We start from the raw sequence: 13,484 nt of genomic DNA, 5'->3' as shown, positions 1-13,484 counted from the left end.
CCGTCTACTTTATGGCAAATGTCCTCGGCATAGTCCTCTTCGCCTTGGGGATCGGCATTACCGTTGCCCTGCACGAGGCCGGCCACATGTTCACCGCCCGTGCCTTCGGTATGCGTGTGCGGCGTTACTTCATTGGCTTTGGTCCGCGCGTCGCATCCTTTACGCGCGGCCACACCGAATACGGCCTCGCAGCTCTTCCAGTGGGTGGCTTTTGCGATATCGCGGGCATGACGGCGCAGGATGAGTTCCTCACAGAGGAGGAAGAGCCCTACGCCATGTACAAGAAGCCGGCGTGGCAGCGCGTCATCGTGCTGGCCGGCGGCATCACGGTGAACCTCTTGTTGGGTTTCATTATCCTGCTGCTCATCGCCATGACCACGGGCCTGCCCAACCCAGACGCGGATGTCCGTCCGCGCGTTGGTGAAGTGTCCTGTGCTGTGAACCAGAAGGCTGACGGCACCCTAGATTCCTGCCAAGGGCTGGGCCCAGCTGGTGAGGCGGGCGTGGAGTCCGGGGATATCGTCCTAGCACTCAATGGCGAGACCATGGACTCCTTCGCGCAGCTGCGCGATACGGTCATGAACTATCCCGGCGATACCGTCACCCTCACCGTTGAGCGCGATGGCGCTCCGCGTGACTTCGATATCACCCTGGCGACGGTGACCCGGCTCAACGCCGAGGGGCAACTGGTGGAGGTCGGTGCCATCGGCATGAGTAACCAGGTAATCGACATCAGGGAGACCTACTCCTTTGTCGACGCTATCCCGGCGACCGCCCGCTACTCGGGCTATGCACTCAACGCCACGGTCCAAGGACTCGCGCAATTCCCAGCGAAAATCCCTGGCGTGGTGGCTTCCATCTTTGGGCAGGAGCGCGATGTCAACGGGCCGATGTCCGTGGTGGGTGCTTCCCGCGTAGGCGGTGAACTGGTGGAGCGCAGCCTGTGGTCTTCCTTCTTTATGATGTTGGCCACCCTCAATTTCTTCCTCGCGCTGTTTAACCTCATCCCGTTGCCGCCTTTTGATGGTGGTCACATCGCCGTCATCATCTATGAGAAGATCCGCGATGCTTTGCGCCGCCTCATGGGCAAGGAGCCGAAGGGGCCGGCAGACTATACCAAGCTCATGCCGATTACTTATGTGCTGGCTTTCCTCCTCATGGCGGTGGGCGCGCTCATCATGATTGCGGATGTGGTCAACCCGATTCGGCTCTTTGGCTAGTGATCCCGCTGTCTTGTGCGGTGCTAGAGTGGGGGCGTTAAACCCCAATTAGCAAGGAGCGCACATGTCGACCCCTATTGGTCTTGGAATCCCCGACGGCCCACCTCCTACCTTGGCGCCGCGCCGCAAGACGCGCCAGCTCATGGTTGGCCAGGTGGGCGTGGGCTCTGATCACCCCATTTCAGTGCAGTCGATGACCACGACGAAGACGCACGACGTTAACGCCACCCTCCAGCAGATTGCCCAGCTGACCGCATCGGGCTGCGACATCGTTCGCGTTGCCTGCCCGAAGACGGTTGACGCGGAGGCTTTGCCCGCGATTGCCAAGAAGTCTCCGATCCCGGTGATCGCCGACATCCACTTCCAACCCAAGTACATCTTCGCTGCCATCGACGCCGGCTGCGCCGCTGTTCGCGTTAACCCGGGCAATATTAAGGAATTTGATGGTCGCGTGAAGGAAGTTGCCAAGGCGGCGGGCGATGCCGGTATTCCGATTCGCATCGGCGTCAACGCAGGTTCCTTGGACAAGCGCATCATGGAGAAATACGGCAAGGCAACCCCAGAGGCCCTCGTCGAGTCCGCACTGTGGGAAGCTGGCCTCTTTGAGGAGCACGGCTACGGAGACATCGCTATTTCCGTAAAGCACAATGACCCAGTCGTCATGGTAGAGGCCTACCGTCAGCTCGCCGCTCAGTGTGACTACCCGCTGCACCTTGGCGTCACCGAGGCCGGCCCCGCATTCCAGGGCACCATCAAGTCTTCGGTTGCTTTCGGCGCCCTGCTTGCCGAAGGCATCGGCGACACCATCCGCGTGTCCCTCTCGGCGGATCCGGTGGAAGAAATCAAGGTCGGCGACCAGATCCTGCAGTCCCTCAACTTGCGCCCGCGCAAGCTGGAGATTGTTTCCTGCCCGTCCTGTGGTCGCGCGCAGGTGGACGTGTACAAGCTGGCCAACGAAGTTACCGAGGGCCTCGACGGTATGGAATTCCCGCTGCGCGTGGCCGTCATGGGCTGCGTGGTGAACGGCCCGGGCGAGGCCCGCGATGCAGACCTCGGTGTGGCCTCCGGTAACGGCAAGGGCCAGATCTTCGTCAAGGGTGAGGTCATCAAGACCGTTCCTGAATCCAAGATCGTGGAAACGCTCATCGAAGAAGCGATGCGCCTGGCGGAGGAGCAAGGCCTCGAGGCCGTGGAAGGCGCCAAGGCTGAGGTTCGCGTTACCAAGTAGCACGCCCTGCGGTGTGGGGTGGCCGCCGCGCCGCCCCAGGCTGCTACGCTGCCCAAGCATGAAGAGGTTCGTGGCGCTGCTGGGTGCGGTAGGTTTCGCGGCGTCGTCTGTGGTGGGATGTACCCCCAAGCCGGTGTCCGCGCGCCCAATTGCAGAAGAGTTTCTTGAGAGCATGGAAACTCGCAACAATGAAGAGCTGGTACAGCTGATCGATGACGGAACCACCGCCACGAACACCCTCGACGCCACCTTCGCGGGCCTGCAAGCAGAGGGCCTCGACGTCGAACTGACCGGCGTAGACCAGGAAGAAGCCCAGGCCACCGCGCACTATTCAGTGACGTGGACTCTGCCGCGTAATCGTTCCCTCCGCTATGACACGTCTATGGCCTTGACTCGCAAGGACAAGGACTGGACTGTCCGCTGGCAGCCCAGCATCATTCACCCCGATCTCGGCGCACACCAGCACCTCGAGCTGCGCTCAGTCGCGCCGAAGCGCGCAGGCGTGGTCTCCTCCGATGGCGTCGAGCTGATGTCACCGGGGCTGCAATACCGCCTTGTTGTCGATACCGACGCTGTCGATGACCCGCGTCCGCTGGCAGCTAAGATTTCCGGCGCTTTGAGCCAAGCGCATCGGGAGGATGATTCCATTCCGGAGGTTGATTCTGGCGAACTTGCCACAAACCTCGAAGGAATCGATGGCTCCTACTCGGTCACCATGCTCAACGAGGCCCAGGCAGCGAGGCTGCGTCCCGTCCTGGAAAACCAGAAGGGGATTCGCTTCAATGAGGAGCCGGCGCTCATCACTCGCGATACCGGCCTGGCACCCGACATCCTCTCCCGTGTGCGATCCATGGTTTCTGAAGAAGTCGATGGCAAGAATGGTTGGTCCGTCTCTGTCGTGAACGAACACGGGGCTGCGCTATCCGACGTCGAGTATCACGAGCCCGAAGCGGCTCCGTCCATCAAGGTTTCGCTGGATTATGACGTTCAGCGTGCTGCGCAAGAAGCCATTAATCTGCACCCCGGGTACGAGGCCATGATTGTGGCCATGCGCCCCTCCACGGGCGAAATTCTGGCCGTGGCGCAAACCCCGGAAGCAGATAAGAAGGGCGACATCGCCCTCCAAGGCCAGTTCCCTCCCGGATCGGTCTTCAAGATTATTACGGCCTCGGCGGGCGTCGACAAGCAAGGCCTGTCCACAGATTCCATCGTGCCCTGCCCGGGCACCATGGATCTGTACGGGCGCACCGTGACCAACTACAACGGGTTCTCGCTCGGCTCGGTACCGCTGCGCCAAGCCTTTGCACAATCCTGCAACACCACGTTCGCGCAGATCTCGACCGACCTCCCCAAGGGTGAGCTTCGCGACGTGGGCAAGCAATACGGGCTGGGCATCGACTATGAGGTGCCGGGGCTCTCGACGATTACCGGTTCGATCCCAGAGGGAGAAACCCCGCTTGAACGCACGGAAGCCGGCTATGGCCAGGGCCTTGACCTTGTCTCTCCCTTTGGCATGGCGCTTGTTTCTTCGACAGTAGCGGCTGGCAGGACCCCGACGCCGACTCTCATCGAGACACGGGAGACCAAGGTTTCCGAGGAGGTCCCCGCGCCGAGTGAGGAGACGCTGAATCAGGTACGGGACATGATGCGTCAGGTGGTGGCGAGCGGTACTGCGGCGGGTATGCAAGCACAGGGAACCATTTATGGAAAGACCGGTGAGGCAGAAATCAACGACGGCTCGCACGCGTGGTTTACCGGTTTCCGCGATGATGACATTGCTTTCGCCACTCTCGTGGTGTTGGGTGGTGGCTCGACGATTTCCGTCAACATCACTGATAACTTCCTACAGCGTTTGGATGCCCTCCGCGCGGAAGGCCACGGCGAGGTTGCTCCCGCACAAGAGCAGTAGCGCGCGCTCATGAGTGTGCCAATGGTGCTCTTTGTCGGGTGCTGGGGAAGAGGGCTACCATGAGTAGTTATGACTAAGCGCGCGATGCTGAAACAAGAAAAAGATACTCCAATCCGCACGGTACCGAAGGATATCGAACGCCCAGAGTACGTGTGGAAAGATACGGTCCAGGAAGCGCAGGGCGAGCCATTTGTGCAGACCCCGGAGGTCATTGAGGCCATGCGTGAGGCCTCACGCATAGCGGCCAACGCTCTGCAGGAAGCCGGAAAGGCTGTGGCTCCCGGTGTGACCACGGATGAGATTGACCGCGTTGCGCACGAGTATATGTGCGATCACGGTGCCTACCCGTCGACGCTGGGGTACTTGGGCTTTCCGAAATCCTGCTGCGTGTCCCTCAATGAGATTGTCTGCCACGGCATCCCGGATACCACGGTGATTGAGGATGGCGACATCGTCAATATCGACGTCACTGCCTTCAAGAATGGTGTGCACGGCGATACCAACGCCACCTTCCTCGCCGGCAATGTCTCGGAGGAGCACAAGCTGTTGGTGGAGCGCACGAAGGAAGCGATGATGCGCGGCATCAAGGCGGCGAAGCCCGGCCGTGAGATTAACGTTATTGGTCGCGTTATTGAGTCTTATGCCAATCGTTTCGGCTACAACGTGGTTACCGATTTCACTGGCCACGGTGTGGGCCCGACCTTCCACAACGGCCTCGTCGTGCTGCACTACGACTCGATGACCTACCGCGACATCCTTGAGCCAGGAATGACGCTGACCATCGAGCCGATGATCAACCTGGGCTCGCTGGACTATGAGATTTGGGACAACGGCTGGACCGTCCAGAACACCGATGGCAAGTTCACCGCCCAGTTCGAGCACACCATCGTTATCACCGATGACGGCAACGAGATCCTTACCCTGCCTGGTGAACTCGACTAGCTAAGAGGCGGTAAGGCTCGGTCTTAAGACAGTACCTCTTAAGACGCACAGAGCTGCCCTTGTTGACGAAAGTGCTCCGGATTCTTCAAAGGATCCGGAGCACTTTCGTCAGTTTGGAGGGGGTGCGTGCGCCCGTTGCGCCAGAGGTCGGAGATAGACAAAGCGCCCACCTCCGTAAAAGGAGATGGGCGCTTTCTAAGGCGCTGAGCTAATCAGCGAGTCCGCGTACTAATTAGCGGCGGAAGATCGGGTCCAGCACGTGTGCCGGGATAATGTGGTTGTACACAGCGAAGTTGTACGCAGCGAACAGGGCACCTGCGATGGCGGAGCCGATAGCAGCGTAGGTGCCCTCACGCCAAGCCTTAGCCCAGGTCGGGTTGGTGGTGTCATCAGCGGTGTTCTCGCCGAAGAGGTCAGCGCCGGTGACCTTCTTGTCACCCTCGGTAGCGTCGCCCCACTTGGAGGACAGGGTAGCGTCGCTGTCGTCCTCCTTGACCTTCTCGTTTGCGGAGGACAGCTCGGAGGAGAGGGAGGTTTCCTCGGTGTTCTCAGCAGCGAAAGCAACGGAGGTGCCAGCGAAAGCAACGGAGGCGGCGGTTGCAGCAGCAACAGCGGCGGTGCGGAAGTTACGCATGAAGTTTAAGCCTTTCGGAAAGTGTGTGTGGGGCGTCTTAGAAGGACGGGCCGTGGACGAAGAAGTTGTAGACCACGCCGATGAGGCCGGCGATGGAAGCGACGGCGCTAGCAACGCCTACGCCGTAGAAGGTCTTGGCCCAGGTCGGCTGGTCGCCGATGGTGGTGCACTCGCCAGCTTCGCCCTCATCGCAGTGCTCAGACTTGGAGGAACCAAAGATGGCACGGCCGTCAGCCTCGGTGCCGATGTTGTCGTTCTCGTCGACGTTGAACCAGCCGCCAACCTTGGAGGACAGGGAGCCCTCAGGCTTGTCGTAAGGCTGACCGCCCTTTGCGTCTTCGACAGCTTCGGTGGTGTTGGAGCCGTCGAAGGTGGCTGCGGTGGCAACGGTGGAGCCGCCGAAGGCAACTGCGAGAGCGGTAGCGCCGGCGAGGGCTGCATTGCGGATACGCATATCAAAATTCCTTAATGTCGTACGTGCAAGGCCTCCTGGCGGAGGAGCCTCGATTCACAGGGATAGGGATGAGTTTGGTATCCCCAAAACACACTGAGCCGACAGAGACCATCGACTCGTTCCGGTGTCTGTATAAAACCTATCCAACGGTCAGCCAAAATGCACGCTAGTTGGAGCGTTCTTTTACGCAAGCGGCAGGGGTACCCCCAAATTGGGTTAAACCCTGAAAGCTGGCTGAGTGATGTTGCGGGCGTTAAGGTGGCCTTGTAATGCCAATAGATAAATAAGGGGAAAGTAGTTCAAGGGTAGTGTGAAATAAATCACTGAACGATCTGTAACGATCACTCTAGCCACTCTAGTCCCAAAACGGCATTTTCGACGACCTCCGGCAACGCCGGGTGGATCCAATACTGTGAACGGGCGAACGTGCGCATGTCGAGGCCGCAGCTCATTGCGGTGATTAACTGTTGTATGAGAGTGGAGGCTTGCGGGCCCATGAGGTGAGCGCCGAGGAGCTGACCGGTCGAGCGGTCGGCGATGAGCTTGCAGACGCCCGTTGAATCCTCCATGGCCCAGCCATAGGCGACATCGCCGAAGTTCTGTACCTTCACTGTGACGTCGTAGCCCTGCTCGCGGGCCTGGGCTTCGGTGAGGCCCACGGTCGCAATCTGCGGGTGGGTGAAGACGGCGGCGGGAACGTGCTCGTGGGGCATGGGCTGAAGATCCTCTGGGTGCAACAGATTGTGCTGCACTGCTCGCTGCTCCGCGTTGGCGACGTGCTTGAGCATGTAGGGCGAGGAGACGTCGCCCAGCGCCCACACGCCCTCACAAGTGGTGCGGCCGTACTCGTCGACCTTGATGCGTCCGTCCTCGTGCATCTCGATCCCACTGGCGGAGAGATCCATCAGGTCGCCGTTAGGCTGGCGGCCGGTGGCGACAAGGATTGCCTCTGCTTCCAGGACGTCACCGTTATCCAAGGTGAGGCGGACACCGTCTGCGGTTTCTTCCACCGCCGTGGCGCTACCGATGCGGACATCGAAACGCTCTCGCAGGATGACGTTGAAGCGTGAGCGTAGGTCTTCATCGAGGAAGCGGAGGAATGTCTCCGAGCGGTTGACCACGGTCACCTTGGTGCCCAGGCCGTCAAAGACATGGGCGAACTCCATAGCGATGTAGCCGCCGCCGACAACGATGAGGCTGCGGGGCTGTTTATCCAGGCGCATGATGTCTTCGTTGGTATGGATCGGGGCAGTTGCGCTGGCGTAGGGCTCAGGTAGTACCGGGCGCGAACCGGTAGCGATGACGATGTTGTCGCCAGTGATAATGTCATCGCCCACCTGCAGGGTCTTTGGCCCGATGAACCGCGCGTGTTGGTCAAAGACCGTAATATTTGGGGTCTCCTCCCCGCGGCGGTACTCTTCGCCGCCTTGGGCGATCAGATCAATGCGGTTGTCGAAAACGCGCTTGACAATGCCCTCCCAGTCCACAGCGTCCACGTGGGCGCTGACGCCAAGGCGCGTGGCTTCACGCGCAGCAAGCGCAACGTCGGCCGCATAGACGTACATTTTTGTAGGGATGCAGCCTACGCTGAGGCAGGTACCTCCGAAGGTTCCCTTTTCAATGATGGCGATAGATTTATCGTCAAACTCGGGGGAGGGGATGGAGTTTCCCGACCCGGTGCCGATGATGACGAGATCAAAGTGCTGTGCAGAAGTCATGGCGACCATTGTAAAGGTTCTACAGCCGCGGCTTCTGGAGGTCGAAGAGCGCGCAGCGCGCACACTTACTGAGCACGCTGTTCTGCGTTTATCGGCGCAACGACGCGAAGCCACTCGGCCGCGGCATTCAGCGCGTCCTCCAACGGTTCGGGCCGAGAGAGGAAAAGGTCGTGGCGGCCATCTTGGACGACGTGGAGGGTGTAGCGCGAGCTCAGCTCCTTAGCCCAGCGCTGACTTTGCCGGACATCGACGACGACATCGGCCGTGTTGGAGGACTCGCTATAGGGCTGATCAAGTTGTGAGCGCGCCGAGGTCATCGTCAGCAGTGGAACTCCAATGGTGATACGCCCGGAATGGATGGCGTCGAAGCCGTGGAAAACAGCAGCGACCCAGCCCAAGTATTTCGCGTGCCCGCCCAGCGGTTTCAAGCGGCGATCAAAATCCCACTCGCCCTGTTCGTGGGAATGGATGGATTCCCCGTAGGTGGTGAGATCCCCGGCGGGTAGTTCGACGCGTGGAGCGATAGCAGCGCCGGCATAAACTATGCGCTTGACCACCTCATAAGCGCCCTCCGACATTCCCATCATGGCCAGCCACGGGCTGTTGAAAACGACACCGGCGATACGGCTGAAACGCGCGGGGTCGTGGCGGCGAAGACGATCAAGCCACAGAGCGATGATGGTGCCGGCTGTGGAGTGTCCCATGATGACGACACGTGGGTTGGGGAGGGCGTCGAGGGCCGCGTTGAGGTCGGCATCGTAATACTGCACATCACTGATGTAGTGCCAGGTTTGCCCCTCCCGGCGGGAGCGACCACATTTGCGCAAATCGACTGCATAGAAGGCGTAGCCGAGCTCATAGAAGTAGCGGGCAACGTGCTCGTGGAAGAAGTAGTCTGTCATGCCGTGGACCCACACTAGAGCGGGGCGATCGTCGTGGGCGTTGGCGGCGGGGCAGTAGCGCACGAGAGTCGCGCAGACATCGCCTTCACCATCGGGATCGGTGCCGAGCTCGAGCGTGGCAGCCTGAAAGTCTGGGCCGAGAAGATCTTCTGACCATTCGAGTTTGTCAAATGTCATGGAGTTCATGATAGGTCGTGCGATCAGATCCGTTCGGATGGGCGGGGAGCTGAGCTGATATGCCCTGCACCTCAAAAGGGGTGGTGGTTTGGGATTCGGGCATTTATGTTTCGAGGAATGCCTATTTCGAAGGAAGGGGCGTAAGGTGGAATTAATGCTTGACGGACCTTCCTAAGCGGAGGTCTGTATGCCGGCTTGGCCTTAGCATCGTCGAGCGCTTTCTCACCGCGCCCTGCGCACCCACATGCGCAGGGCATTTGACCACATCGAATACATCGACTCTAAGAGGTAATAAGTACAGTGTCCTCCGATAAGAAGACAGCACAAGTAGTAGACGAGGTTGAGGTCGCACTCATTGGTGCAGGTATCATGAGCGCCACCCTCGGCGCCATGCTGCGTGAACTCGAGCCCAGCTGGACTCAGATGGTGTTCGAGCGCTTGGACGGTCCTGCTCTTGAGTCCTCCTCCCCGTGGAATAACGCCGGTACGGGCCACTCTGCACTGTGCGAGTTGAACTACACCCCGGAGAAGAACGGCCGCATTGACGTTTCCAAGGCCCTGAACATCAACGAGAAGTTCCAGGTTTCTCGCCAGTTCTGGTCCCACCAGCTCAATAACGGCATCCTCACTGACCCGAAGGCCTTCATCAACCCGGTTCCGCACGTATCCTTCGCGCAGGGTTCCATTCAGGTGGATTACCTGAAGCGCCGCTTCGACGCGCTGAAGGACAATCACATGTTCCCCAACATGCAGTTCAGTGATGATGACGCCACCTTCCAGGAGAAGCTGCCCCTGATGTCTGAGGGCCGCGATTTCGGCTCCCAGAAGGTGGCCATTTCGTGGACCGATGCCGGTACTGACGTTAACTTTGGCGCCCTGGCTAAGCAGTTCTTCACCGCAGCTAAGGCTGCAGGCACCGAGATCCGCTACGGCCACGAGGTCGTCGATATTAAGCGTGACGGTTCCAAGTGGCGTGTGGTAGCAAAGAACCTGCACACCGGTGATTACGAAGCTGTCCACGCCAAGTTTGTCTTCGTCGGCGCGGGCGGTTACGCGCTCGATCTGCTGCGCAAGGCAGGTGTCCGTGAGGTCTCTGGTTTCGCGGGCTTCCCGGTCTCTGGCCTGTGGCTGCGCTCCAAGAACCCGGAGCTGGTCAAGCAGCACCACGCCAAGGTCTATGGCAAGGCTGCCGTCGGTGCTCCGCCGATGTCCGTGCCGCATCTGGACACCCGTGTCATCGACGGTGAAGAAGGCCTGCTGTTTGGCCCCTATGGTGGCTGGTCCCCGAAGTTCCTGAAGAAGGGCTCTTACCTGGACCTGTTCAAGTCCATCCGTCCGGACAACATCACCTCCTACCTGGGCGTGGCAGCACAGGAGTTCGGCCTGACCAAGTACCTGGTTACTGAGGTCCTCAAGGACTTCGACAAGCGCGTCGAAACCCTCAAGGAATACGTCCCGAGCGCCGATCCGGCCGATTGGGAGACCGTCATCGCTGGCCAGCGCGTCCAGGTCATTAAGCCGGCGGGTGCACCGCAGTTCGGCTCCTTGGAGTTCGGTACCACCCTCATCAACAACCCCGAGGGCAGCATCGCCGGCCTGCTCGGCGCTTCCCCGGGTGCCTCCATCACCCCGGCCATCATGGTCGAGCTGCTGGAGCGCTGCTTCGGTGAGCACATGATTCAGTGGGGCGACAAGATTCAGGAAATGATTCCGTCCTACGGCACCAAGCTCTCCAAGGACAAGAAGCTCTACGAGGAGATGTGGGAGTACACGCAGAAGACCCTGCAGCTTGAGTCCAAGTAGTCCCGCTTTTCGCTTCGCAGGTAACTCTCAGTAACTGGCAGGAAGCGTCCAGTGCATCGGAACGCTTCGCCAAGGAGGATGCTCCATACTTATGTTGTGCGTTTGAGAGAGCGCATGCGAGAGATAGAGAGAACCCCAGCCGCGCGGGGCGGTCGGCCTGAGAAACCGACTGGGAGCGTGGCAGTGAAAGATAGAGACACACCACCGCCCCGAGACTCCGTTTCCTTTCCTACGGAGAACTCGGGGCGGTGGTGTGTTCCCTTCTGTTTTGCACTCTTAGGTGCCGCAGTAGGTGAGATACCCCTCCGTGCCACCGGGCTGTTCATAGTCCGGTGCGGGGTCGAAGGGGTGGGTCGTGGCCTGGAGAAGGCGGGAGAACTCATCAAGATCGCCCAGCGCGGCTTCGACCAGACGCGGGCGGGGAATCACACGCGGCACGCTTCGCTCGAGTCGCGCAACGTCGGGGCCACTCGCGCAGTAGGCGTCAACGAACTGCGTGCCCGCGAACGCCTCATAAGCGGCTGCCGGTGTACCTGCCGCGGCGCTGACGAGAGCTCGGTGGGCCTGAGTGAGGTCTGGGCTCGCCTCAGTGAGTGCGGTGCTGTAGTCCCGAAAAAGCTCTTCAGGCATCTGCAAGCGCTGCAGTGCTTCGGCTCGCCGTGCTTTCTCGAAGCGTTCCGCAAAGGAATTGATGGCTTCCTGGGCCCAAGCGAGGGCGGAGTCAGGGGAGTCGTCGAGAAGCGGCAGCAGGGATTCAGCGAGCCGCGCGAGGTTCCATCCCACCATGTCGGGCTGGCGGCCAAAGCGGTAGCGGCCCTGCGTATCGATGGAACTAAACCAGGTATCGGGATCATAGTTTTCCAGGAATGCGCAGGGGCCGTAGTCGATGGTCTCGCCCGATAGCGTGGTGTTATCCGTATTCATCACGCCGTGGATAAAGCCCAGCTGCATCCATCCGGCGACCGTAGCGGCTTGCGCATCCATGGCACGGATGAACAATTCCTGATAGTCGGCACCGGGGTAGTGGCGTTCAATGGTGTAGTCAGCGAGCTGTTCGAGCAATCCGGGCCGCTGAGACTGCGCGGCGAAGTGAAAGGAGCCGACGCGAATGTGGCTTGCGGCCACGCGCACCAGCACGCCCGCCTCCTCCACCACTTGGCGTTGAATGGGGCGGCCGGTGGCAAGGACCGCGAGGGGCCGAGTAGTGGGTACCCCCAGGGCATGCATCGACTCGGAGAAGAGATACTCGCGCAGCATCGAGCGCAGTGTGCCACGACCATCAGAGCCGAAGCGCGAGTACGGTGTGGGTCCCGTCCCCTTGGCGTGCAGATCCCACAGACCTGCCGGGTTATGGGGAGCGGTGGGGCCTGTGACCTCTCCCAGTAGGAGAGCGCGGCCATCACCCATGGATGGGTTGTACTGCCCGAACTGAAAGCCGGCGTAGGCCATGGCGTGGGGAGCGATGGGGCCGCGGCCGAGGAGAAACTCCACGCCTTCGTCGCTGCGCAGCCAGTCTGGGTCGAGCCCGAGCGCAGAAGCCAGCTGTTCATTGAGCACCACGATCCGCGCCGCGGGCTGTTCCTCCCCTCGGGCCTCGGAGACGAAGTGGGGCAGGCGGTGGGCGAACTCAGTGTGCAGCTCGAAGGGAAGGGAAGGTTTAGGCATCGCAGGACTCCAGAGTGCCGCGAACGCGCACGTGGACGTTGCCGCCCACCCAGATGTTCCCGCCGTCGTCATCGATGAAGACTCGACCAGCGCGTCCTACCTGGCGACCTTGGGCCGCGGTGTAGCGAGCAGGAACTGCATTCTTGGCGCGGAGGAATTGGGCAGCCCCGCCGTTGAAGGACCCGGTGACGGGATCCTCGAAGTGCCCGGTAATGGCTCGTACTTCATACGCGGGGGCATCACCACCGGTGAGGCCGATCACGCCGACCTTCACGCCAGGCGTGGGTGTGGGGTTGAGTTCGCGTACTGCCTCGGCGGAATCCAGCTGGATGAGGCGCCATCCGGGGCCGTTGTCTACCCAGCCGGAGTCAACGATGCGGTCGACGTCAACTCCGAGAACTGCAGCTGCATCGGCTCGTTCGGCATCGCTGAGAGCCCCCTCGCGCACCAAGGGTGGGGTAGCGAAGGCGAAGCGTCCGTCCTCCTGGCGCACGGTGACCAGGCCTACACCGCATTCCTGAATTAAGGTGCCGCTTTTTTCAAGCAGCTCTGCTGCCACCCGGGCGGTGCCCAGCGTGGGGTGGCCGGCGAAAGGAAACTCTTCGTAGGGGGTAAAGATCCTCACCCGGTAGTCCGCGCGTGGATCCGTAGGCGAGCACAGGAACGTCGTCTCAGAGAAATTGGTCCAGTGCGCGATGCGCTGCATCTCTTCGGTGCTCAAGTCATCGGCATCCGCGACCACGGCGAGGGGATTTCCGCTGAACGGACCAGTGGCGAAGACATCTACTTCAAAGAATCGGTGCTGCATGGACCCCAAGCCTAGTCGCACCGG

11 protein-coding genes are annotated in these 13,484 nt (G+C 60.6%); 5 read left to right on the top strand and 6 right to left on the bottom strand.

Annotation, left to right across the window (positions count from 1 at the left end; translation table 11 throughout):
* The first annotated feature begins 11 nt into the window (after positions 1-11).
* The 4 genes from HMPREF3056_RS03990 (at position 12) to map (ending at position 5,299) form a co-directional block, all read left to right on the top strand.
* Positions 12-1,220 carry a M50 family metallopeptidase gene (locus tag HMPREF3056_RS03990; protein WP_049155399.1) on the top strand — a complete coding sequence of 403 codons (1,209 nt, stop codon included), beginning with the start codon at positions 12-14 and terminating at the stop codon, positions 1,218-1,220.
* A gap of 64 nt (positions 1,221-1,284) precedes the next feature.
* Positions 1,285-2,448: a flavodoxin-dependent (E)-4-hydroxy-3-methylbut-2-enyl-diphosphate synthase gene (gene ispG, locus HMPREF3056_RS03985; RefSeq protein ID WP_046648061.1), complete on the top strand. Its 1,164-nt coding sequence runs from the start codon at positions 1,285-1,287 to the stop codon at positions 2,446-2,448.
* Positions 2,449-2,506: 58 nt separating this feature from the next.
* Positions 2,507-4,357 (top strand): penicillin-binding transpeptidase domain-containing protein, encoded by a 1,851-nt coding sequence (locus tag HMPREF3056_RS03980; protein WP_070754146.1) that lies wholly within the window; start codon positions 2,507-2,509, stop codon positions 4,355-4,357.
* A 69-nt stretch (positions 4,358-4,426) separates the two neighbouring features.
* The gene (gene map, locus HMPREF3056_RS03975; RefSeq protein WP_046648064.1) at positions 4,427-5,299 is read left to right on the top strand and encodes a type I methionyl aminopeptidase; all 873 of its coding nucleotides are present in this window, start codon (positions 4,427-4,429) and stop codon (positions 5,297-5,299) included.
* A gap of 232 nt (positions 5,300-5,531) precedes the next feature.
* On the opposite strand, the gene HMPREF3056_RS03970 is transcribed toward map, so the two are convergent.
* The 4 genes from HMPREF3056_RS03970 to HMPREF3056_RS03955 all read right to left on the bottom strand — a co-directional run bounded on the left by HMPREF3056_RS03970 (position 5,532) and on the right by HMPREF3056_RS03955 (position 9,184).
* Positions 5,532-5,933, bottom strand: coding sequence for a hypothetical protein (locus HMPREF3056_RS03970; RefSeq protein ID WP_070512652.1), 402 nt, complete (start codon positions 5,931-5,933; stop codon positions 5,532-5,534).
* Positions 5,934-5,970: 37 nt separating this feature from the next.
* Positions 5,971-6,387, bottom strand: coding sequence for a hypothetical protein (locus HMPREF3056_RS03965; protein ID WP_046648066.1), 417 nt, complete (start codon positions 6,385-6,387; stop codon positions 5,971-5,973).
* A 341-nt stretch (positions 6,388-6,728) separates the two neighbouring features.
* Positions 6,729-8,114 (bottom strand): mycothione reductase, encoded by a 1,386-nt coding sequence (gene mtr, locus HMPREF3056_RS03960; protein ID WP_070754144.1) that lies wholly within the window; start codon positions 8,112-8,114, stop codon positions 6,729-6,731.
* Between the two features lie 56 nt (positions 8,115-8,170).
* Entirely contained in the window at positions 8,171-9,184 is a 1,014-nt protein-coding gene (locus tag HMPREF3056_RS03955; protein WP_070754224.1) for an alpha/beta hydrolase, read from the bottom strand.
* A 300-nt stretch (positions 9,185-9,484) separates the two neighbouring features.
* Between HMPREF3056_RS03955 and mqo the strand changes: the two genes are divergently transcribed.
* Positions 9,485-10,987, top strand: coding sequence for a malate dehydrogenase (quinone) (gene mqo, locus HMPREF3056_RS03950; RefSeq protein WP_046648068.1), 1,503 nt, complete (start codon positions 9,485-9,487; stop codon positions 10,985-10,987).
* Between the two features lie 276 nt (positions 10,988-11,263).
* Here mqo and HMPREF3056_RS03945 read toward each other — a convergent pair whose 3' ends face one another.
* Both HMPREF3056_RS03945 and HMPREF3056_RS03940 read right to left on the bottom strand, forming a co-directional pair.
* A complete protein-coding gene (locus HMPREF3056_RS03945; RefSeq protein WP_070512658.1) occupies positions 11,264-12,652 on the bottom strand; it encodes a protein adenylyltransferase SelO family protein in 1,389 nt (462 codons plus the stop codon).
* Complete coding sequence (locus HMPREF3056_RS03940) at positions 12,645-13,460, bottom strand: PhzF family phenazine biosynthesis protein (protein WP_070754143.1); 816 nt, start codon at positions 13,458-13,460, stop codon at positions 12,645-12,647. The genes HMPREF3056_RS03945 and HMPREF3056_RS03940 overlap by 8 nt, the downstream gene beginning before the upstream one ends.
* Positions 13,461-13,484 lie beyond the last annotated feature (24 nt).

The sequence above is a fragment of the Corynebacterium sp. HMSC056F09 genome, from assembly GCF_001815785.1.
GTDB classification, from domain to species: domain Bacteria; phylum Actinomycetota; class Actinomycetes; order Mycobacteriales; family Mycobacteriaceae; genus Corynebacterium; species Corynebacterium hiratae.
This window is presented reverse-complemented; position numbering and strand designations above follow the sequence as displayed.

What these genes read in the sequence shown, in the direction of transcription:
- HMPREF3056_RS03990 (WP_049155399.1), top strand. Translation starts at nt 12, where the DNA reads ATGGCAAATGTCCTCGGCATAGTCCTCTTCGCCTTGGGGATCGGCATT.
- ispG (WP_046648061.1), top strand. Translation starts at nt 1,285, where the DNA reads ATGTCGACCCCTATTGGTCTTGGAATCCCCGACGGCCCACCTCCTACC.
- HMPREF3056_RS03980 (WP_070754146.1), top strand. Translation starts at nt 2,507, where the DNA reads ATGAAGAGGTTCGTGGCGCTGCTGGGTGCGGTAGGTTTCGCGGCGTCG.
- map (WP_046648064.1), top strand. Translation starts at nt 4,427, where the DNA reads ATGACTAAGCGCGCGATGCTGAAACAAGAAAAAGATACTCCAATCCGC.
- HMPREF3056_RS03970 (WP_070512652.1), bottom strand. Translation starts at nt 5,933, where the DNA reads ATGCGTAACTTCCGCACCGCCGCTGTTGCTGCTGCAACCGCCGCCTCC.
- HMPREF3056_RS03965 (WP_046648066.1), bottom strand. Translation starts at nt 6,387, where the DNA reads ATGCGTATCCGCAATGCAGCCCTCGCCGGCGCTACCGCTCTCGCAGTT.
- mtr (WP_070754144.1), bottom strand. Translation starts at nt 8,114, where the DNA reads ATGGTCGCCATGACTTCTGCACAGCACTTTGATCTCGTCATCATCGGC.
- HMPREF3056_RS03955 (WP_070754224.1), bottom strand. Translation starts at nt 9,184, where the DNA reads ATGACATTTGACAAACTCGAATGGTCAGAAGATCTTCTCGGCCCAGAC.
- HMPREF3056_RS03945 (WP_070512658.1), bottom strand. Translation starts at nt 12,652, where the DNA reads ATGCCTAAACCTTCCCTTCCCTTCGAGCTGCACACTGAGTTCGCCCAC.
- HMPREF3056_RS03940 (WP_070754143.1), bottom strand. Translation starts at nt 13,460, where the DNA reads ATGCAGCACCGATTCTTTGAAGTAGATGTCTTCGCCACTGGTCCGTTC.